Here is a 19,554-nt window from a genome sequence, read left to right as displayed (position 1 = left end):
GACGCCGGCGGCGGGCCCGCCCGCGCGGCCGTGCGGAACGGTCCGGCCCGCCCGTACGTTGCCCCCGTGTTGTCCGGACTGTTGTCCGGACCGCGCCCCGGCGGTGACGCCACGACCGTCCGAATTGGCACTCCGCTTGACCGAGTGCTAATCCCGGTCATAGTCTCGGTGCTGGCACTCACCACTGGAGAGTGCCAGCAGTACTGCGCGACTGGCAGGTCCGGCACCCGCGACGACGGATCGACCTGGTCGCCACCCAAGACTGTTACCCCGTGAGATCTCCGAAGGGGGAGACCGGATCGTGTCGACCGCCAGCACCAAGGTTGCGATCAAGCCGCTCGAGGACCGCATTGTGGTCCAGCCGCTCGACGCCGAGCAGACCACGGCCTCCGGCCTGGTCATTCCGGACACCGCCAAGGAGAAGCCCCAGGAGGGCGTCGTCCTGGCCGTGGGCCCGGGCCGCTTCGAGAACGGCGAGCGCCTTCCGCTCGACGTCAAGACCGGCGACGTCGTGCTGTACAGCAAGTACGGCGGCACCGAGGTGAAGTACAACGGCGAGGAGTACCTCGTCCTCTCGGCTCGCGACGTGCTCGCGATCATCGAGAAGTAATTCACCCACGTTTGCTTCTGTTCTGCGCCCCTGGCCCCCTGCGAATAACCAGCCGGGCGGTCGGGGGCGCAGTTCGTTCGAGAGGAAAGCTCAGCTCCCATGGCGAAGATCCTGAAGTTCGACGAGGACGCCCGTCGCGCCCTTGAGCGCGGCGTCAACAAGCTTGCCGACACGGTCAAGGTGACGATCGGCCCCAAGGGCCGCAACGTCGTCATCGACAAGAAGTTCGGCGCTCCCACCATCACCAACGACGGTGTCACCATCGCGCGCGAGGTCGAGCTCGACGACCCGTACGAGAACCTCGGCGCCCAGCTGGTGAAGGAGGTGGCGACCAAGACCAACGACGTCGCGGGTGACGGTACGACCACCGCGACCGTGCTGGCCCAGGCGCTCGTCCGCGAGGGTCTGCGCAACGTCGCCGCCGGTGCTTCCCCGGCCGCCCTGAAGAAGGGCATCGACGCCGCGGTCAAGGCCGTGTCCGAGGAGCTCCTCGCGACCGCCCGGCCGATCGACGACAAGACCGACATCGCCGCCGTGGCCGCGCTCTCCGCGCAGGACCCGCAGGTCGGCGAGCTCATCGCGGACGCGATGGACAAGGTCGGCAAGGACGGTGTCATCACCGTCGAGGAGTCCAACACCTTCGGTCTGGACCTCGACTTCACCGAGGGCATGGCCTTCGACAAGGGCTACCTGTCCCCGTACATGGTGACCGACCAGGAGCGTATGGAGGCCGTCCTCGACGACCCGTACATCCTGATCCACCAGGGCAAGATCGGCTCGATCCAGGAGCTGCTCCCGCTGCTGGAGAAGGTCATCCAGGCCGGTGGCTCCAAGCCGCTGCTGATCATCGCCGAGGACGTCGAGGGCGAGGCGCTGTCGACCCTCGTCGTCAACAAGATCCGTGGCACCTTCAACGCCGTCGCGGTGAAGGCCCCGGGCTTCGGTGACCGCCGCAAGGCCATGCTCGGCGACATCGCCACCCTCACCGGTGCGACCGTCATCGCCGAGGAGGTCGGCCTCAAGCTCGACCAGGCCGGTCTGGACGTGCTGGGCACCGCCCGCCGCGTCACCGTCTCCAAGGACGACACCACGATCGTGGACGGCGGCGGCGAGCCCGGCGACGTCAAGGGCCGGGTCAACCAGATCAAGGCCGAGATCGACGCCACCGACTCCGACTGGGACCGCGAGAAGCTCCAGGAGCGCCTCGCGAAGCTGGCCGGCGGCGTGTGCGTGATCCGCGTCGGTGCCGCCACCGAGGTGGAGCTCAAGGAGAAGAAGCACCGTCTGGAGGACGCCATCTCCGCGACCCGCGCCGCGGTCGAGGAGGGCATCGTCTCCGGTGGTGGCTCCGCTCTGGTCCACGCCGTCAAGGTCCTTGAGGGCAACCTCGACAAGACCGGCGACGAGGCCACCGGTGTCGCGGTCGTGCGCCGCGCCGCCGTCGAGCCGCTGCGCTGGATCGCCGAGAACGCCGGCCTTGAGGGCTACGTCATCACCTCGAAGGTCTCCGAGCTCGACAAGGGCCAGGGCTTCAACGCCGCGACCGGCGAGTACGGCGACCTGGTGAAGGCCGGCGTCATCGACCCGGTCAAGGTCACCCGCTCCGCGCTGGAGAACGCCGCGTCCATCGCGTCGCTGCTGCTCACGACCGAGACCCTGGTCGTCGAGAAGCCGGCCGAGGAAGAGGCCGAGGCCGGCCACGGCGGCCACGGTCACTCGCACTGACGCGTAGCCGCTGAGGGCTCCTGGCCCTCGGAAGGCCGGCAGTCGAAGAAGGCCCCCTGTCCCACCGCTCGGCGGTGGGACAGGGGGCCTTCCGGCGTTCCGGAGCGTGCTTCAGGCCGAGTGGCTCAGGCTTCCGGAGTGCACCGGGTCCGCGAAGGGCAGGCCGGACGCGAACCGCTCCAGCTCGTCCAGCGCCTGGTCCGCCATCCGGTGCAGCTCGTCGCCCAGCGAACCCGCGACGTGCGGGGTGAGCAGCACGTTCGGCAGGGTGTACAACGGCGAATCGGCGGGCGGCAGTTCGGGGTCCGTCACGTCCAGGACCGCCTGGAGACGCCCGGCCGTCAGCTCGGGCAGCAGCGCGTCCTCGTCGATCAGCGAACCGCGCGCCGTGTTGATCAGCGTCGTCCCGGGCGCCATCGCGGCCAGCTGCGCCGCGCCGATCAGGTGGTGGGTCTCCGGCAGCTGGGGCGCGTGCACCGAGACGACGGAGCTGCTCGCGCACAGCTCGTCGAGGGAGGTGAGCCGTACGCCGAGCCGGGCCGCCTCCGCGTCGTCCACGTACGGGTCGTACAGCAGCACGTCCAGGTCGAACGGGCGCAGCAGCTCGATCACGCGCCGGCCGATCCGGGAGGCGCCGACGATGCCGACGGTACGGCGGTAGTTGCCGGTCCCGTCGAGTTCCGCGAGCCAGTCGTGGTCGGCGCGCAGCTCGCGGTAGCGGTCCGCGGAGCGCAGTATCCGCTTGCCGGCGAACAGGATCGCGGCGAGGGTGAATTCGGCGACCGGCAGGGCGTTGGCCCCGGCAGCCGATGTGACGGTGATGCCGCGTTCCCAGCAGGCTTCGGTGATGTGGTGCTTCACGGAACCCGCGGCGTGCACCACGGCCCGCAGCCGGGGCGCGGCGGCCAGTACTTCGGCGGTGAGCGGTGTCGCGCCCCAGCAGGTGAACAGCACCTCGGCCTCGGCGAGCGCGGCGGCCACCTCGGGCGTCGGGTCGGCCAGGTCGTGGGCGACGAAGGCCGGGTCGGTACGGGTGAGGGCGGCCAGCCGGGTGCGGTGGCGGTCGGCGAGGAGGCGGTCGGCGATGCCGGGCCCCATCGCGAGCAGGGCCGTCGGCCGGTTGTCAGTGGCGTGGGGCATGGTGGAACTCGTACTCCTCAGGGCTCGCGGTGAGGTCACTTGACGCTGCCGGCGGTCAGTCCGGCCTTCCAGTGCCGCTGCAGCGAGACGAAGGCGACGATCAGGGGGATGACGGCGAGGAGCGACCCGGTGACGACGAGCGGGTAGAAGCTCGGCTCGCCGTGGGTGTTGGTGTTCCAGGAGTACAGACCGAGGCTCAGCGGGAAGAGCTTGCGGTCCGAGAGCATCACGAGGGGGAGGAAGAAGTTGTTCCAGATCGCGGTGAACTGGAAGAGGAAGACCGTCACGAAGCCCGGCATGACCATGCGCAGTCCGATGGACCAGAAGACGCGCAGCTCGCCGGCCCCGTCGATACGGGCGGCCTCCAGGGCCTCGTTCGGTATGTAGCCGGTGCTGAACACTCGGGCGAGATACACGCCGAACGGGTTGACCAGCACCGGGATCAGCACGGACCAGTAGGTGTTGACCAGGCCGGTCTTGGAGGCCAGGAGATACATCGGCAGGGCGAGCGCCGTGGTGGGCACCAGTACGCCCATCAGCACGAGGCCGAACAGCTTCTCCTTGCCCCGGAACTCGTACTTGTCGAAGGCGTATCCCGCGGCGACGCAGATCAGCGAGCAGACGATCGCCCCGCCGCCCGCGTACATGAGGCTGTTGAGGTACCAGCGGAAGTAGATGCCGTCGCCGTAGGAGGCCAGGTTCGACAGGTTCTCACCGAGGTTGAAGCCCTCGAAGGAGAAGGCGTTGCCCGCGAGCAGACCGCCGGTGTCCTTCGTTGCGGCGGTGACCAGCCAGACGAGGGGGAAGAGCATGTAGACGACGGCGAGCACGAGAAAGCCGTTGACGGCGGTCTTCGACATCCAGCGGCTGCGGGAGGCGGGGGAGTTCATGCTTTCTTGCCCTTCCGGCCGGTGAAGCGGGTGACGACGAAGGACAGCAGCGCGGCCGTGAGCGCCAGCAGGATGGAGGCGGCCGCGGCGAGACCGTAGTCGTTGCGTTCGAAGGCCGCGGTGTACGCGTACATGTTCGGCGTCCAGGTGGAGGTGACGGCGGAGCCGGTCCCCTTGTTGAGGATCAGCGGCTCGGTGAACAGCTGGAGCGAGCCGATGACCGTGAACAGCGCGACCATCACGACGGAGGCGCGGATCAGCGGAACCTTGATGCTGAGCGCGACGCGCCAGGCTCCGGCCCCGTCGACCGTCGCCGCTTCGAGCACGGAGCGGTCGATCGCCTGCAACGCGGCATAGAAGATCACCATGTTGTAGCCGAGCCACTCCCACAGGGCGATGTTGACGATGGAGGGAAGGGCGCCTTCGGGGGAGAAGAAGTCGAAGCCGATCCCGCCCGACTCCATGGCGCTGACCACCGGGCTGAGCTGCGGCGTGTAGAGGTACACCCAGATCAGCGCGGCGATGATGCCGGGCACGGCGTGCGGCAGGAAGAGCGCGAGCTGGAAGAACCGGCGGGCGCGGGCCAGCGTGGAGTCCAGCAGCAGGGCGAGGGCGAGGGCTCCGATGAGCAGCAGCGGAATGTAGAACAGGCAGTATCCGAGGAGTACGCCGAAGCCCTCGCGGAACGCCCGGTCGCCCAGGGCCGCCGTGTAGTTGTCGAGTCCGCTGAAGACGGTCTCGGTGCCGCCGAAGCCCAGGCCGGACTGCTTCTCGGTGAACAGGCTGAGCCAGACCGCGTAACCGATCGGCAGCAGCATGGCCACGGTGAACAGTACGAAGAAGGGCCCCAGCAGGATGGCGGCGGCTCTGGTCGTCCGGGCGCGCTTCATCAGCCTGCGTCCTCGACCTTCAGCCCGCGCTTCTTCAGCTCGGCGACCGTGGCGTCGTGCCCGGCCTTCACGGCGTCCTTGATGGTGGTGCCACCGCTGGCGACCTTGCCGAACTGGTCCTTCATGGTGGTGTTCGTGGTGCCGGTGGTCGGGCCCCAGTTCCAGTTCGGGCCGATCGACGTCGCGGCGCCCTCGAAGACCTGGTAGATGTCCTCGCCGCCGTAGAAGCCGGCGTCGAAGGCCTTCTTGGCGACCGGGCGCAGTGCCGAAGCGGCCGGGAAGGCGCTCGAAGTGCCGGACTCGATGCGGGCCTTGATGCCGTCCTCGGTGGTCGACATCCAGGTGGCGAACTCGACCGCGGCCTTCGCCTTCTTGCTGGTCTTGGTCACCGCGAAGGTGGAGCCGCCGAGCATGCCGCTGGCGGGCTTGCCGTCCCAGCTGGGCATCGGGGCGACGGCCCACTTGCCGCTCTGCTCGGGCAGCGTGCCCTTGAGGACGCCCGCGCCCCAGGCGGCGCCGAGGTAACCGACCGTGCCGCCGTTCTTGAGGGAGTTGGTCCACTCGGGGCTGAACGAGGCGTTGGCGCGGATCAGGTCGTCGTCGAGCAGACCCTGCCAGTAGTCGGCGACCTTGTTGGTGGCCGCGTCGGCGGTGCTGACCTTCCAGGTGTCGCCCTCGGGCTTGTACCACTGGGCGCCGGCCTGCCAGGCCATCGCCTGGAACGTGGTCGGGTCGTCGGGGAAGAAGGTGCCGATGCGGGCCTTCTTGTCGGCCTTCTTGACCTTCTCTGCGGCCTTGCGGAACTCGTCCCAGGTCTTGGGGACCTCGACGCCGTACTTCTCGAACAGGTCCTTGCGGTAGTAGAAGGACTGCGGCGAGGCGTCGAACGGAACGGCCCAGTTCTTGCCGCCGAGCGTCGTCAGTTCGACCGCCTGCGGCAGCAGCTTCTTGCGGATGTCCTCGGTGAAGTACTCGCCGATGTCCTGGAGCGCGCCCTGGCTGACGTACTCCGGAAGCTGCGGGTACTCGATGGAGACCAGGTCGGGCGCGTTGCCGGCCTTGACCGCGTTGGAGATCTTGGCGTAGCCGCCCGCGTTGCCGGACGGGATCTCCTCGTACACCACCTTGATGTTCTTGTGCGAGGCGTTGAACGCGTCAACGACCTCCTTGGACCCCTTGGCCCAGCCCCAGAAGGTGATGCTGACGGGCTTGCCGTCGGTTCCGGCGGCTGCGGAGTCGTCGTCGCCGCCGCCACAGGCCGTGAGAAGGGCGAGGGCGGTGGCGGTGCCGACAACGGCGAGGGACGTTCTGCTCGGACTGCGGCTCACAGCGAGGCTCCTGAACTGGCGGCGACATTGGCGTTGGCCGTGATCCTTGGACCAGTCGTGACCGAAGTCAAGAGCGAAAGATCGATTGATCGAAAAAAGATCAGATTAGTTATGAACGGACGTACGTGGGATACCCTGCGGAATCGGGCACGGAAGCGGCGGAAACACCTAGGAGGGGTGCGCCCCGCACGATTCCCTGACCCTCAGCTGCGGCAGCAGCGTCAGATGGCGCCGGGGAGCGCCCTCGCTCTGCCCCAGCCGTTCCACCAGCAGCTCCGTGGCGTGCCGGCCCACCTCGCGCTTGGGCGGCGCCACCGCGGTGAGCGGGGTGTCCGCGAGTGCCGCCACCTCGTCGTCGTAGGCGATCAGGGCCAGGTCCTGCGGCACCCGCACGCCCAGTTCGGCCAGGCGCTGCACCACCTGGATCGCGTCCACGTCGTTGTGGATCAGGGCCGCCGTGGCCACCCCCGAAAGCACCGCCTCGCGCAGCGCCTGCACGGCCTCCTCGAAGGCGTCCGGGGCGAGTTCGGCCGGTACGGAATCGATCACGTCCTGCGGTGCGCGCAACCCGAGCACGGCCAGCGCCTCCCGGTACCCGGACCGCACCGCGACGGCGGTCGGGGAGTCCGCGCGGGCCATCAGCAGCGGTGCCCCGTGTCCGAGGTCCACCAGGTGGCGTACCGCCAGCAGCACGCCGTGCGCGTGGTCCGAGCAGACCCGGTCCAGGCCGTCCAGCGGGGAGCCCGCGGTGGGCCTGCGCTCCAGCAGGACGGTCGGCACGGGCAGTGAGGTGATCCAGTCGCCGAACGCGGCGGGGTCGCCCGGGTCCTGCCAGCCGGGTGCGATCAGCAGCCCCTCGGCGCCCGCGGAGAGCAGGCCCTCGGTGCGGGCCTGGTCCTCCTGCGGCCGGTAGTCGGAGATCCGCAGTATCAGCCTGGCCCCGGCCTTCGCGGCGGCCTCGTGGGCACCGCGGATGACCTCGGCGAAGTAGTAGGTCGACGAGGGCGCGAGCATGCCGAGGACCAGTCCGCTGCCGCCGGCCCCGGGGCCGGCGGCGCCCGGGGCGGCGTCCTGCGGCCAGGACACCGAACCGTGGACCCGGTCGAGCAGGCCGCGGCCGGCCAGCTCCTCCACGTCCCGGCGCGCCGTGACGGGCGAGACCCCCAGCAGCGAGGCCAGGTCCGAGACCCGGGCCGAACCCCGTTCCCGTACCAGCCCGAGCAGGCGGTCATGACGTTCAGCAGCACTTTCGCGCACGGCAGCAGTCCCCTCGCAGTGTGGTGGCCCCGGCCCCCGGTCCGGCCGGCGCCGGGGCCCGTCTTCCGACCCTAGACCAACGTGATCGAACGATGGGAGTTTCGATCATTCAAACGCAATCCATTGACGTTCGATCAATCCAAGTCCAGGATTCCCGGCGATGCGGACTCGTCCCCGTCCCGACGCCGACTGTTCGCCCGATCCTGACTGTTCGTACGGAGGAATTGTGAGACATCGCGTCACCGCTGCGGCGCTCGCGGCCCTGACCGCCGCAGGCGGCCTGACCGTCGCGAGCCAGACCGCCGCGCAGGCCGCGCCGGCCGGCCGCACCTTCCACGTCGACTGCGCCGCGGACCCGGCCGGTGCCACCGGCGGCAAGCGGCACCCCTGGACCTCGCTCGCCGAGGCCAACGCGCACACCTACGGCCCCGGCGACCGGCTCCTGTTCAAGCGCGGCGTCACCTGCACCGGCACCCTCGCCCCCACCGGCACCGGCTCCGCCCGCGCCCCGTTCACCATCGCCGACTACGGCAACGGCCCGGCCCGCGCCAGGCTCGACGGCGCGGGCGCCCACGACGTCGTCCTGCTCGCCAACACCCAGTACGTGCACCTCAAGGCACTGGAGATCACCAACGCCGACAACCCCGGCAGCGAGCGCAACGGCGTCCGCCTCCGCCTCACCGACTACGGCGTCGCCCGCGGCTTCGACATCTCCGGCCTCTACATCCACGATGTGCGCGGCGGCGACTACAAGACGGTCTCCGGCTCCAGCGCGATCCACATCGCCGTCGAGGGCACGGCGAAGGCCAGCTGGTACGACGGCCTGGACATCGGCAACAACCGCATCGAGGACGTCGACCGCGAGGGCATCTACTTCAAGTCGACCTTCTCCAAGCGCGATCTGGTCGGCCAGCAGCAGGACCCGAACGTCTACCCGGGGGAGTGGACGCCCAGCACCGGCGTCCGCATCCACCACAACACGCTGAAGTCCCTGGCCGGCGACGGGATGAAGCTCGACACCACCAGCGGTGCCCGGGTCGACCACAACCGGGTCGACGGCTTCCAGCTCCGCTCGCCCTCCGCCAACGCGGGCATCTGGACCTTCAACACCGACGACACCACCGTCGAGTACAACGAGGTCTCCGGCGGCGGCAACACCCACGACGGAATGTCCTTCGACGCCGACGGCGCCTCCCAGAACACCGTCTTCCAGTACAACTACAGCCACGACAACAAGGGCGGCTTCCTGCTGATCTGCCCGTACAGCGGCGCCAAGACCATCGGCACGGTCGCCCGGTACAACGTCAGCAGCAACGACGGCGCCCGCCTCGTCCAGAACTGCTGGGGCCCGATCCTGGGCACCGAGATCTACAACAACACCTTCCACAACAAGGAGCAGATCCCCGGCTACCTCGTCCAGGACGACGCCGGCAGCCCCGCCACCACCCAGCACGAACTGGCCATCCGCAACAACGTCTTCGTGAGCGAGGGCACCGGCGGCTACGCCTTCAAGAACCCGACCCCCGGGCTCTCCTTCGACCACAACGCCTTCTACGGCATCGACATGACCCGCCCGAACCCCGGCGGCATCACGGCGGACCCGAAGCTCCGGGCCGACTTCCGGCTCGGCGCCGGCTCCCCCGCCCTCGCCGCCGGAGCCGTCATCGAGAACAACGGCGGCAAGGACTACTTCGGCAACCGGATCAGGCCCGGCGCTCCCAACATCGGCGCCTACGCGGCCCGCGGAGTGCGGTAACCGACCGCTCACTGAGGACCGTACTTGCGGCCTGTCTTGGAGGTCATCCCTCCGAGCAGGCCGCGCGGTGTCACCTTCACGACCCCCATCAGCGCCTTGTACCGGGGATCCGGGACCGAGACCGACTTGCCGCGCGCCAGGTCCGCCAGCGCCGTCGCCACCAGCTTGTCCGCGTCGAGCCACATCCAGCCCGGGATGTTGCCGGTCCCCATCCCGGCCCGCTGGTGGAACTCCGTCCGTACGAACCCGGGGCACAGCGCCATCAGCCGGACACCCGTACCGGCCATGTCCTTCGCCGCGCCCTGGGTGAACTGCACGACCCACGCCTTGGACGCGCCGTACGTCCCGCGCGGCACGAACGCGGCCACCGAGGCCACGTTGACCACACCGCCCCGGCCGCGCTCCCGCATTCCGGCCGCCGCAGCCGAGGTCAGCCGCAGCACCGCCTCGCAGTGCACCTTCAGCATCTTCAGCTCATCGGCCATGGGCACGTCCAGATAGTGGCCCTTGTTGCCGAACCCGGCATTGTTGACCAGCAGGTCCACCGGGTGCCGACGGTCCGTCAACCGGTCCTCGACCGAGGCGATCCCCTCGTCCTCGGACAGATCGGCCCTCAGTACCTCGGCCTCGATGCCGTGCCGGTCGTGCAGCTCCGTCGCCTGCTCGCGCAGCCGCTCGGTGTCGCGTGCCACCAGCACCAGGTTGTGCCCGTCCGCCGCGAGCCGCCGCGCGAAGGCGGCACCGATCCCCGCGGTCGCGCCCGTAATCAGTGCAGTCGTCATACGCGGCACGTTAGTGCCTGTCGGGCACGCGGCGATCAGCCGTCCACCGCCGGCTTTCCGGCGTACTTCAGGGCGGCCCGCAGTGTCTCGGGATGCAGCGCGTCCCCGGCCACGAGCAGCTCCGGCAGCAGGTCCCGCCGCGTGGTGGCGGCCAGGAACTCCATCCGCACGGTGACGTCGTGGTCCGGGCGGTACACGATCCCGACCGGATCCCCGGCCCGGACCGTGCCCGGCTCGATCACCCGCAGATAGGCGCCCGGAGCCGCCGCACGGGTGAACCTCCTGACCCAGCGTTCCTCGCCGAGGCGACCGGCGAACGTACGGCACGGGATGCGGCCCGACGTCACCTCCAGCACCAGATCGGCACCGATCCGCCAGCGTTCACCGATCCTCGCACCGCTGACATCGACCCCACGGGTCGTCAGGTTCTCCCCGAACGCGCCATTGGCCAGCGGCCGGCCGAGCTCCCGCTCCCACGCGTCGAGCTCCTCGCGGGCGAAGGCGTACACCGCCTGGTCGGAGCCGCCGTGATGGCGCAGATCGCACACCGAGTCCCCGGCCAGACCGCTGCCGCCGACGCCCTTGGGCCCGGGATCGGTGACATGCACCGGCCCCTCGGCAGGCCGTTTGTCGATACCGGTCACGCCCTCGGGGGCGTCGGTGTAGGGGACGGCCTTCGGGCGCCCCGTGTTCACGGTGAGCAGCCGCATCGGCCCGGTCGGTTCCATGGACGTCATACCGAGAACGCTAACCACTCCACCCTCAAAGATGTGCGGCAATAATGCGCAACCGATCCAAGAGTCGCTTATGGTTGAAGGGTGATCGAAGCCCGTCATCTCCGTGTCCTGCGCGCCGTGGCCGCCACCGGCTCGTTCTCCGCCGCCGCCCGCGAACTGGGCTGCACCCAGCCCGCGGTCAGCCAGCAGATGAAGGCCCTGGAGGCTTCGGCGGGCACCACGCTGCTGATCCGCACCGGCCGCGAGATGCGGCTCACCCAGGCCGGTGAGGCCCTGGTCCGTCACGCCTCCGGCATCCTCGCCGGTCTGACCGCCGCCGAGGAGGAGGTCGCCGCCATCGCCGGGCTGCGGGCCGGCCGGGTCCGGCTCGTCTCGTTCCCCAGCGGCAGCTCCACCCTGGTCCCCGGCGCCCTCGCCGCGCTGCGCGCGGCCCACCCCGGCACCCGGGTCTCGCTGGTGGAGGCCGAACCGCCGCGCTCCGTCGAGATGCTGCGCGAGGGCGACTGCGACATCGCGCTGGCGTTCCGTTACGGCAGCTCCGGCGCCGAATGGGACGACCTGGTGGTGCGCCCGCTGCTCACCGACCGGCTGATCGGGCTGGTCCCTGAGGGGCACCGGCTGTCGAGCTCCGTCTCGGTGGGCATCGCCGAGCTGGCCGAGGAGTCCTGGATCGCGGGCTGCCCGCGCTGCCGCCGCCAGCTCGTGGAGGTCTGCGAGGCGTCGGGCTTCACCCCCCGGATCGACTTCGCCACCGACGACTACCCGGCGGTGGTCGGCCTGGTCGGTGCCGGACTCGGGGTGGCCGTGCTGCCGGAGCTGGCGATCGAGTCGGTGCGACCCAAGGGGGCACGCACCGTGACGGTGGAGCCGGCCATCGAGCGCGAGATCGTCGCGCTGACCCTGCCGGACCTGGCTCAGGTCCCGGCGGTGGCGGCCACCCTGGACCGGCTGTCACTGGCGGCCACCCGCTGAGGGCCTGCCTGTGACCCGGCCCCTCGGCGCGGCCGGGTTCGTGCAAAATGTGCGCGGCCGGGTACGTACAACCGCGATGCGCGCGCCCCGGTTCGTACCACCACCCGCGAGGTGCGCGGCCGGGTACGTACAACCGTGATGTGTGCGGCCGGGGTCGTACCACCCTCAATGCGGAAACGTTTCTGTTGTTGCTGTGCGAGGCGCCGGGATCAGCCGTGCCCGGACGGGGACGGCACACCCGACGGCGCCGCGGCCGCGATCAGCCGGCTGCGGGCGCGTCCCATGAGCTCCTCGCGCTCGTCCTCGGTCAGTCCGCCCCACACTCCGTAGGGCTCTCGCACCGCCAGGGCGTGCGCCGCGCACTCGGCGCGTACCGGGCACCGCATGCAGACCTCTTTCGCCGAGTTCTCGCGGGCGCTCCGGGCCGCGCCGCGCTCACCCTCCGGGTGGAAGAACAGTGAGCTGTCGACCCCTCGGCAGGCCGCCAGCAGTTGCCAGTCCCACAGATCGGCGTTGGGTCCGGGTAGGCGGGAGAAATCTGCCATTGCTTGTCCCCTCGAAACCATGCTGAGTCGGAAACGTCGTTGTCGTCCGTCATCGACCGTGCCCACGACCGTACATCTACGGTGTAAGTAGATGTAAATATGACTGATTGCGAATCTATCCACAGACACCAGCAAAAGGGAAGAAAACCCGCTAAATGGGGCATACCTTCATGTGAAGTTTCGGTTGATGATTGGATGATCCGCGTCGTTCTCCTCCGTGTGCGCCCCCTCACGTAGAGTGCCGAACCCGGTTCCCCGACCCGTAACTCTTTCGAGTGACCGTCGTTGAGAGGGCGGAGGCGGTTGACGGAAAAAGCGATCGGGCAGGTGTCCGAGAGTGTCAACCGCACAGGTGACGACTTGTAACAGCCTGGAGGCTCAAGGTGACGCGCATCGGCTTCGGAGGACGGTCATGACATCCGTCCTCGTCTGCGACGACTCCCCGCTTGCCCGAGAAGCGCTTCGTCGCGCGGTCGCGACCGTGCCCGGCGTGGAGCGGGTGACGACGGCGGCCAACGGCGAGGAAGTCCTTCGCCGCTGGGGCGCCGACCGTTCGGATCTGATTCTGATGGACGTACGCATGCCCGGTCTCGGGGGTGTGGAGACGGTCCGGCGGCTGCTCTCCGCCGACCCCGGCGCCAGGATCATCATGCTGACCGTCGCCGAGGACCTGGACGGTGTCGCGCTCGCGGTCGCCGCCGGTGCCCGCGGCTACCTGCACAAGGACGCCTCCCGCGCGGAGCTGCGCGCCACCGTCACCCAGGCGCTGGCCGATCCGACGTGGCGGCTCGCCCCGCGCCGGCTGCGGTCGGCCGAGATGGGTGCGGCGCCGACGCTCACCGCGCGTGAGATCCAGGTGCTCGAAGGAATGAGCCACGGCCGTTCGAACGCCGAGATCGGCCGTGAGCTGTTCCTCTCCGAGGACACGGTGAAGACGCACGCCAGGCGTCTGTTCAAGAAGCTCGGAGCCTCGGACCGGGCGCACGCCGTCGCGCTCGGTTTCCGCTGGGGCCTGGTCCGCTGAGGGCCGGCAGTGGCCGGCGGTGATCGACTCCCCGTCCGCGCAGCGGCGGACGGGGCGACGTGACCGACATGCGCAAGGCAGGCTCCGCCCCACCGGCGGAGCCCGTCGCGCCGACGGTATGTGACGCTTCCCGGCCGATGCCGCATCCTTGAGATGTGGAGTTCCTCGGGAACGATTCGGTCGAGCGGAAGGGGAGGGCGCAGGACATGACTTCCGGCGCACCCGCTCATAACGCTTCGGTGCACAACTACGGACGCGGTAGCACGGATGACGCGGCTCCGAGGCACCATGGTCCGATGCGCGACGACGAGACGACGGCGATCGGTGCCCTGGTGCACCGTGCCGTCGAGGGCGACGCGCAGGCCACCCATGATCTGCTGGCCCATGTACACCCCCTCGCGCTGCGCTACTGCAGGTCCCGGCTGAGCCGCCTGCCGGGTGATGCCCGCCACTTCGTGGAGGACCTGGCGCAGGAGGTCTGTGTCGCGGTGCTGATGGCGCTGCCGCGTTACAAGGACACGGGCAGGCCCTTCGAGGCCTTCGTCTTCGCCATCGCGGGCCACAAGGTCGCCGATCTCCAGCGCGCCGCCATGCGGCACCCGGGATCGACGGCCGTGCCGTCCGACGAGATGCCCGAGCGGCCGGACGATTCGCTCGGACCCGAGGAGCGCGCCCTGCTCAGCAGCGATGCCGCCTGGGCGAAGAAGCTCCTCGCCAACCTTCCGGAGAACCAGCGCGAGCTGCTGGTCCTGCGGGTCGCCGTCGGGCTCACCGCCGAGGAGACCGGACAGCTGCTGGGCATGTCGCCGGGCGCCGTCCGGGTCGCCCAGCACCGGGCCCTGAGCAGGCTGCGGGCCCTCGCGGAGCAGTGAGCGGAGGCGGTCGCGGCCGCGAGCGGGGTCCGGTACGGGGTTTCCGTACGAAGCTACAGAACCTCTGGGTGATCTTGCTCGTGGAATGAGACACCCCCGGAGGCCGTTAGCATGGACATCCGCACCGATCAAGGCCATTTGGGGAAGGTGTCATGACTGCAAACGTCGACGGAGTGCCCGAGAAATTCGCGACGCTCGGGCTGACATACGACGACGTGCTGCTGCTGCCCGGCGCATCAGAGGTGCTGCCGAACGCGGTCGACACCTCGTCCCGTATCTCCCGCAACGTGCGCGTGAACATCCCGCTGCTCTCCGCGGCGATGGACAAGGTGACCGAGTCCCGCATGGCCATCGCCATGGCGCGGCAGGGTGGCGTCGGTGTGCTGCACCGCAACCTGTCGATCGAGGACCAGGTCAACCAGGTCGACCTCGTGAAGCGCTCCGAGTCCGGCATGGTGACCGATCCGATCACCGTGCACCCGGACGCGACGCTGGCCGAGGCCGACGCGCTGTGTGCCAAGTTCCGCATCAGCGGCGTCCCGGTGACCGACCCGGCGGGCAAGCTGCTGGGCATCGTCACCAACCGCGACATGGCGTTCGAGTCCGACCGCAGCCGTCAGGTGCGCGAGGTCATGACGCCGATGCCGCTCGTGACCGGCAGGGTCGGCATCTCCGGCGTCGACGCCATGGAGCTGCTGCGCCGCCACAAGATCGAGAAGCTTCCGCTGGTCGACGACGCGGGCGTCCTCAAGGGCCTCATCACGGTCAAGGACTTCGTGAAGGCCGAGCAGTACCCGAACGCGGCGAAGGACGCCGAGGGCCGGCTCCTCGTCGGCGCGGCGGTCGGCGCCAGCCCGGAGGCCCTGGAGCGCGCCCAGGCGCTGGCCGGCGCGGGCGTGGACTTCCTCATCGTCGACACCTCGCACGGACACAACAGCAACGCGCTCAACTGGATGGCGAAGATCAAGTCCAGCGTCGGCGTCGACGTCATCGGCGGCAACGTCGCGACGCGTGACGGCGCGCAGGCCCTGATCGACGCCGGTGTCGACGGCGTGAAGGTCGGCGTGGGCCCCGGCTCCATCTGCACCACGCGTGTGGTCGCCGGCATCGGCGTCCCGCAGGTCACCGCGATCTACGAGGCCGCTCTCGCCGCCCGTGCGGCCGGGGTCCCGGTCATCGGTGACGGCGGTCTGCAGTACTCCGGCGACATCGGCAAGGCGCTCGCCGCCGGTGCCGACACGGTCATGCTGGGCAGCCTTCTCGCGGGCTGCGAGGAGTCTCCCGGCGAGCTCCTCTTCATCAACGGCAAGCAGTTCAAGTCGTACCGCGGCATGGGTTCCCTCGGGGCGATGCAGTCCCGCGGCCAGGGCCGCTCGTACTCCAAGGACCGCTACTTCCAGGCCGACGTGGCCTCGGACGACAAGCTCGTGCCCGAGGGCATCGAGGGCCAGGTGCCCTACCGAGGCCCGCTGGGCAACGTGCTGCACCAGCTCGTCGGCGGGCTCCGGCAGACCATGGGCTACGTGGGCGCCGCCTCCATCGACGAGATGGAGACCAAGGGCCGCTTCGTCCGCATCACGTCCGCGGGGCTCAAGGAGAGCCACCCGCACGACATCCAGATGACGGTCGAGGCACCGAACTACAGCCGCAGCAAGTAGCCGCCGACAGGGCCAGGGGCGGTCCCGGGACTCCCGGGGCCGCCCCTGGCGCATATGTCGGGGATACTGGAAGGCGCTGAAACGCAGAGGGAAAGGCCACACACGTGACTGAGATCGAGATCGGGCGCGGCAAGCGCGGCCGCCGGGCGTACGCATTCGACGACATCGCCGTCGTTCCGAGCCGCCGTACCCGTGACCCGAAGGAGGTCTCGATCGCCTGGCAGATCGACGCCTACCGATTCGAGCTGCCGTTCCTGGCCGCTCCCATGGACTCCGTGGTCTCCCCGCAGCACGCCATCCGGATCGGCGAGCTCGGCGGCCTGGGCGTCCTCAACCTGGAAGGGCTGTGGACCCGGCACGCCGACCCGCAGCCGCTGCTCGACGAGATCGCCGAGATGCCCGTCGAGTCGGCGACCCGCCGCCTCCAGGAGATCTACGCCGCGCCGATCCAGGAGGAGCTGATCGGGCAGCGCATCAAGGAGGTGCGCGACTCCGGTGTCGTCACCGCCGCCGCGCTCTCCCCGCAGCGCACCGCGCAGTTCTCCAAGGCCGTCGTCGACGCCGGCGTGGACATCTTCGTCATCCGCGGTACGACGGTCTCCGCCGAGCACGTCTCGGGAGCGGCCGAGCCGCTCAACCTCAAGCAGTTCATCTACGAGCTGGACGTCCCGGTGATCGTCGGCGGCTGCGCCACGTACACCGCCGCCCTGCACCTGATGCGTACCGGCGCGGCCGGTGTCCTCGTCGGCTTCGGCGGCGGCGCCGCGCACACCACGCGCAACGTCTTCGGCATCCAGGTCCCGATGGCGACCGCGGTCGCCGATGTGGCCGGCGCCCGCCGTGACTACATGGACGAGTCCGGCGGCCGGTACGTGCACGTGATCGCGGACGGCGGCGTCGGCTGGTCCGGCGACCTGCCGAAGGCCATCGCCTGCGGTGCGGACGCCGTGATGATGGGCTCCCCGCTGGCCCGTGCGACGGACGCGCCGGGCCGTGGCCGGCACTGGGGCATGGAGGCGGTCCACGAGGACGTGCCGCGCGGCAAGCTGGTGGACCTGGGCTCGGTCGGCACCACCGAGGAGGTCCTGACCGGTCCTTCGCACACCCCCGACGGCTCGATGAACATCTTCGGCGCGCTGCGCCGGGCGATGGCGACGACGGGCTACAGCGACCTCAAGGAGTTCCAGCGCGTCGAGGTCACGGTGGCGGACTCGCAGCACCGCCGCTGAGCGTCACGGACATGACAGGAGGGCCCGGACCGCGCTGCGGTCCGGGCCCTCCTGTGTGTTTCCGCGACTGGCCGACGGCCTAGTCGGCGGCCTTCTTGGCGCCGGAGAACGCGGCGACCGCCGCGACGGCGAAGAAGACGTACGAGATGAAGTCCGAGTCGGCCTTCCACGCCTCGTTCAGCAGGCTGAAGTGGTCGAAGAAGAGCTCGGAGACGGTGACCGGGAGCTCCTTGGCGGCGATCATCGCCTCGCCGAGCAGCTGGCCGAAGTAGACGGCGACCAGCGAGAGCACGGCGCTGACGACCGGCAGCACGGGGTTGCGGCCGCCGACCTTGCCCGCCGCGAAGCCGACGATGAAGCCGACACCCACGGCCGCGTAGCCTATCTCGTGCTTGGTGGCGCCGATGATGGCGCCGTAGATGGCCGCGGCGACGACGGCCGCGACGAAGCCGGCGGCCAGGCCGAGGCCGAGGTTGTTGCGTGCCGGAGCCGGCGGGGCGAACGGCATGCCGGGCTGCTGGCCGGCGAAGGGGTTGCCGCTCGGGTCACCGGGCTGCTGGCCGGCGAAGGGGTTGCCGGTGGGGTTGCCGGGCTGCTGGCCCGCGAACGGGTTGCCGCCGGACTGGGCGTCGTGCGGCTGGTTCGGCGGCGGCACGGGCTGGCTCATGGTGGTAATCCCCCTGGGACGGATGCGCACGATTGTGCGAGAAGTGACGCCGCAGGCTAGCAGCAGCCTGTGACATCTCCTACCGAAATCCCGGGGGAGAGGTGCTACAGCCGGTGTGCGGCCCCCGCCGGGGTCGCGCCCCGGGTGTCCAGGAGGAGCTGTGCCTTCACGGCGAGGCCCTGGAGGTCGTACGTCCGGTGGTGCTGGAGCAGCACCGTGAGGTCGGCGCTGGACGCCGCCTCGTACAGCGAGTCGGCGCGCGGAACCGGGAGTTCGCGCACCCGCCAGTCCAGGACGTGCGGGTCGTGATAGCCGATCTGGGCACCCATGTCCATCAGCCGGGTGGCGATCTCCCGGGCGGGGGAGCGCTCCTGGTCGGCGAGGTCGGGCTTGTAGGTGACCCCGAGCAGCAGCACCCGGGCGCCGCGGACGGACTTGCCGTGCTCGTTCAACAAGGTGGCGCAGCGCTGGATCACGTACTGCGGCATCCGGTCGTTGATCTCCTGGGCGAGCGAGACCATCCGCAGGGGGTGGCCGGGGGTGCGGCTGTTGTACGGGAGGTAGCCGGGGTCGACGGGGGCGCCGTGGCCGCCGACGCCCGGCCCGGGGCGGAACGGCTGGAAGCCGAAGGGCTTGGTCTCGGCGCAGCGGATGACGTCCCACAGGTCGACGCCGAGGTCGTGGCAGAGCACCGCCATCTCATTGACCAGGGCGATGTTGACATGCCGGAAGTTGGTCTCCAGGACCTTGGTCATCTCGGCCTCGCGCGGCCCGCGCGCCCGGACGACCTTGTCGGTGAGCCGGCCGTAGAAGGCGGCGGCGGACTCGGTGCAGGCGGGGGTGAGACCGCCGATGACCTTGGGGGTGTTGGAGTGGACGTGGGTCCGGTTGCCGGGGTCGAGGCGGCTGGGGGAGCAGGCCAGGTGGAAGTCGCGGCCGGCGCGCAGTCCCGAGCCCTCTTCGAGCAGCGGCAGCAGGTAGTTCTCGGTGGTGCCGGGCGGCACGGCCGATTCCAGCAGCACGGTGGTGTGCGGGCGCAGCCGGGCGGCGAGCGCGCGGGCCGCGTCGCCGACGGCGGTGAGGTCGATGGTGCGGTCGGCGCCCAGGGGGGTGGGCGCGCAGATCACCGCGGTACGGACCCGGCCCAGCTCGGCCGGGTTGGTGGTGGGCCGGAAGCCCCCCGAGAGCATCCGGCGGATCTCCGAGGCGGTGAGCGATCCCTCGACGGGGGTGCGGCCCGCGGAGAGTTCCGTACAGGCGCGTGGGTCGGTGTCGTAGCCGACGGTCTGGACGCCCGCGGCCACGGCGGCCTGGGCTAGGGGCAGGCCGAGGTGGCCGAGTCCGATGACTGCGAGGTCTGCGGGCATGTGGATGGGCCGTCCTTCCCGGTCGGACTATGACCATGAGGGGAGAAAGCGCAACCGCTGTGGACAGCGCAATGTCACACTAGGCTTAAATATGACCTATATGTC

The 19,554-nt window shown here is 69.9% G+C and carries 18 protein-coding genes; 8 read left to right on the top strand and 10 right to left on the bottom strand.

What is annotated here, in order from left to right; translation table 11 throughout:
- Positions 1-301 precede the first annotated feature (301 nt).
- Both groES and groL read left to right on the top strand, forming a co-directional pair.
- Complete coding sequence (groES, locus tag ACGF8B_RS33375) at positions 302-610, top strand: co-chaperone GroES (RefSeq protein WP_093540722.1); 309 nt, start codon at positions 302-304, stop codon at positions 608-610.
- Positions 611-709: 99 nt separating this feature from the next.
- On the top strand, positions 710-2,335 hold the full coding sequence (groL, locus tag ACGF8B_RS33370) for a chaperonin GroEL (protein ID WP_124716901.1): 1,626 nt from the start codon (positions 710-712) through the stop codon (positions 2,333-2,335).
- A 111-nt stretch (positions 2,336-2,446) separates the two neighbouring features.
- Here the strand turns inward: groL and ACGF8B_RS33365 are convergent, their stop codons facing one another.
- The 5 genes from ACGF8B_RS33365 to ACGF8B_RS33345 form a co-directional block, all read right to left on the bottom strand.
- Positions 2,447-3,475: a hydroxyacid dehydrogenase gene (locus tag ACGF8B_RS33365; RefSeq protein ID WP_392745855.1), complete on the bottom strand. Its 1,029-nt coding sequence runs from the start codon at positions 3,473-3,475 to the stop codon at positions 2,447-2,449.
- A gap of 35 nt (positions 3,476-3,510) precedes the next feature.
- Entirely contained in the window at positions 3,511-4,365 is an 855-nt protein-coding gene (locus ACGF8B_RS33360; RefSeq protein ID WP_124716899.1) for a carbohydrate ABC transporter permease, read from the bottom strand.
- A complete protein-coding gene (locus tag ACGF8B_RS33355; RefSeq protein ID WP_385202631.1) occupies positions 4,362-5,255 on the bottom strand; it encodes a carbohydrate ABC transporter permease in 894 nt (297 codons plus the stop codon). Before ACGF8B_RS33355 ends, ACGF8B_RS33360 begins: the two co-directional genes overlap by 4 nt.
- Positions 5,255-6,583, bottom strand: coding sequence for an ABC transporter substrate-binding protein (locus ACGF8B_RS33350; RefSeq protein WP_392745854.1), 1,329 nt, complete (start codon positions 6,581-6,583; stop codon positions 5,255-5,257). The genes ACGF8B_RS33355 and ACGF8B_RS33350 overlap by 1 nt, the downstream gene beginning before the upstream one ends.
- 168 nt (positions 6,584-6,751) lie before the next feature.
- Entirely contained in the window at positions 6,752-7,840 is a 1,089-nt protein-coding gene (locus ACGF8B_RS33345; RefSeq protein ID WP_392745852.1) for a LacI family DNA-binding transcriptional regulator, read from the bottom strand.
- 226 nt (positions 7,841-8,066) lie between these two features.
- Here ACGF8B_RS33345 and ACGF8B_RS33340 point away from each other — a divergent pair, with 226 nt between their 5' ends.
- On the top strand, positions 8,067-9,596 hold the full coding sequence (locus tag ACGF8B_RS33340; protein ID WP_392745851.1) for a right-handed parallel beta-helix repeat-containing protein: 1,530 nt from the start codon (positions 8,067-8,069) through the stop codon (positions 9,594-9,596).
- An 8-nt stretch (positions 9,597-9,604) separates the two neighbouring features.
- On the opposite strand, the gene ACGF8B_RS33335 is transcribed toward ACGF8B_RS33340, so the two are convergent.
- On the bottom strand, positions 9,605-10,378 hold the full coding sequence (locus ACGF8B_RS33335) for an SDR family oxidoreductase (protein WP_317865825.1): 774 nt from the start codon (positions 10,376-10,378) through the stop codon (positions 9,605-9,607).
- Between the two features lie 35 nt (positions 10,379-10,413).
- Complete coding sequence (locus tag ACGF8B_RS33330) at positions 10,414-11,088, bottom strand: MOSC domain-containing protein (RefSeq protein ID WP_392745943.1); 675 nt, start codon at positions 11,086-11,088, stop codon at positions 10,414-10,416.
- A 108-nt stretch (positions 11,089-11,196) separates the two neighbouring features.
- On the opposite strand from ACGF8B_RS33330, the gene ACGF8B_RS33325 reads away from it, so the two are divergent.
- A complete protein-coding gene (locus ACGF8B_RS33325; RefSeq protein WP_392745848.1) occupies positions 11,197-12,087 on the top strand; it encodes a LysR family transcriptional regulator in 891 nt (296 codons plus the stop codon).
- 209 nt (positions 12,088-12,296) lie between these two features.
- Here ACGF8B_RS33325 and ACGF8B_RS33320 read toward each other — a convergent pair whose 3' ends face one another.
- Positions 12,297-12,632: a WhiB family transcriptional regulator gene (locus ACGF8B_RS33320; RefSeq protein ID WP_124716892.1), complete on the bottom strand. Its 336-nt coding sequence runs from the start codon at positions 12,630-12,632 to the stop codon at positions 12,297-12,299.
- A gap of 412 nt (positions 12,633-13,044) precedes the next feature.
- Here ACGF8B_RS33320 and ACGF8B_RS33315 point away from each other — a divergent pair, with 412 nt between their 5' ends.
- From ACGF8B_RS33315 to ACGF8B_RS33300, 4 genes are all read left to right on the top strand, one after another.
- Positions 13,045-13,656, top strand: a complete 612-nt coding sequence (locus tag ACGF8B_RS33315; RefSeq protein WP_003948568.1) for a response regulator transcription factor — start codon at positions 13,045-13,047, stop codon at positions 13,654-13,656.
- Positions 13,657-13,952: 296 nt separating this feature from the next.
- Positions 13,953-14,528 (top strand): sigma-70 family RNA polymerase sigma factor, encoded by a 576-nt coding sequence (locus ACGF8B_RS33310; protein WP_259932496.1) that lies wholly within the window; start codon positions 13,953-13,955, stop codon positions 14,526-14,528.
- A 152-nt stretch (positions 14,529-14,680) separates the two neighbouring features.
- The gene (gene guaB, locus ACGF8B_RS33305; RefSeq protein WP_392745847.1) at positions 14,681-16,186 is read left to right on the top strand and encodes an IMP dehydrogenase; all 1,506 of its coding nucleotides are present in this window, start codon (positions 14,681-14,683) and stop codon (positions 16,184-16,186) included.
- A gap of 104 nt (positions 16,187-16,290) precedes the next feature.
- The gene (locus tag ACGF8B_RS33300; RefSeq protein WP_003966886.1) at positions 16,291-17,415 is read left to right on the top strand and encodes a GuaB3 family IMP dehydrogenase-related protein; all 1,125 of its coding nucleotides are present in this window, start codon (positions 16,291-16,293) and stop codon (positions 17,413-17,415) included.
- Between the two features lie 79 nt (positions 17,416-17,494).
- On the opposite strand, the gene ACGF8B_RS33295 is transcribed toward ACGF8B_RS33300, so the two are convergent.
- Positions 17,495-18,082: a hypothetical protein gene (locus tag ACGF8B_RS33295; protein WP_392745845.1), complete on the bottom strand. Its 588-nt coding sequence runs from the start codon at positions 18,080-18,082 to the stop codon at positions 17,495-17,497.
- Positions 18,083-18,186: 104 nt separating this feature from the next.
- Entirely contained in the window at positions 18,187-19,449 is a 1,263-nt protein-coding gene (locus ACGF8B_RS33290; protein WP_392745843.1) for a nucleotide sugar dehydrogenase, read from the bottom strand.
- Positions 19,450-19,554: the final 105 nt, after the last annotated feature.

Origin of the sequence: Streptomyces sp. NPDC047917 (assembly GCF_043204345.1) — a bacterium.
Lineage (GTDB): Bacteria > Actinomycetota > Actinomycetes > Streptomycetales > Streptomycetaceae > Streptomyces > Streptomyces sanglieri.
This window is presented reverse-complemented; position numbering and strand designations above follow the sequence as displayed.

What these genes read in the sequence shown, in the direction of transcription:
- groL (WP_124716901.1), top strand. Translation starts at nt 710, where the DNA reads ATGGCGAAGATCCTGAAGTTCGACGAGGACGCCCGTCGCGCCCTTGAG.
- ACGF8B_RS33365 (WP_392745855.1), bottom strand. Translation starts at nt 3,475, where the DNA reads ATGCCCCACGCCACTGACAACCGGCCGACGGCCCTGCTCGCGATGGGG.
- ACGF8B_RS33360 (WP_124716899.1), bottom strand. Translation starts at nt 4,365, where the DNA reads ATGAACTCCCCCGCCTCCCGCAGCCGCTGGATGTCGAAGACCGCCGTC.
- ACGF8B_RS33355 (WP_385202631.1), bottom strand. Translation starts at nt 5,255, where the DNA reads ATGAAGCGCGCCCGGACGACCAGAGCCGCCGCCATCCTGCTGGGGCCC.
- ACGF8B_RS33335 (WP_317865825.1), bottom strand. Translation starts at nt 10,378, where the DNA reads ATGACGACTGCACTGATTACGGGCGCGACCGCGGGGATCGGTGCCGCC.
- ACGF8B_RS33330 (WP_392745943.1), bottom strand. Translation starts at nt 11,088, where the DNA reads ATGCGGCTGCTCACCGTGAACACGGGGCGCCCGAAGGCCGTCCCCTAC.
- ACGF8B_RS33320 (WP_124716892.1), bottom strand. Translation starts at nt 12,632, where the DNA reads ATGGCAGATTTCTCCCGCCTACCCGGACCCAACGCCGATCTGTGGGAC.
- ACGF8B_RS33315 (WP_003948568.1), top strand. Translation starts at nt 13,045, where the DNA reads ATGACATCCGTCCTCGTCTGCGACGACTCCCCGCTTGCCCGAGAAGCG.
- ACGF8B_RS33310 (WP_259932496.1), top strand. Translation starts at nt 13,953, where the DNA reads ATGCGCGACGACGAGACGACGGCGATCGGTGCCCTGGTGCACCGTGCC.
- guaB (WP_392745847.1), top strand. Translation starts at nt 14,681, where the DNA reads ATGACTGCAAACGTCGACGGAGTGCCCGAGAAATTCGCGACGCTCGGG.
- ACGF8B_RS33295 (WP_392745845.1), bottom strand. Translation starts at nt 18,082, where the DNA reads ATGAGCCAGCCCGTGCCGCCGCCGAACCAGCCGCACGACGCCCAGTCC.
- ACGF8B_RS33290 (WP_392745843.1), bottom strand. Translation starts at nt 19,449, where the DNA reads ATGCCCGCAGACCTCGCAGTCATCGGACTCGGCCACCTCGGCCTGCCC.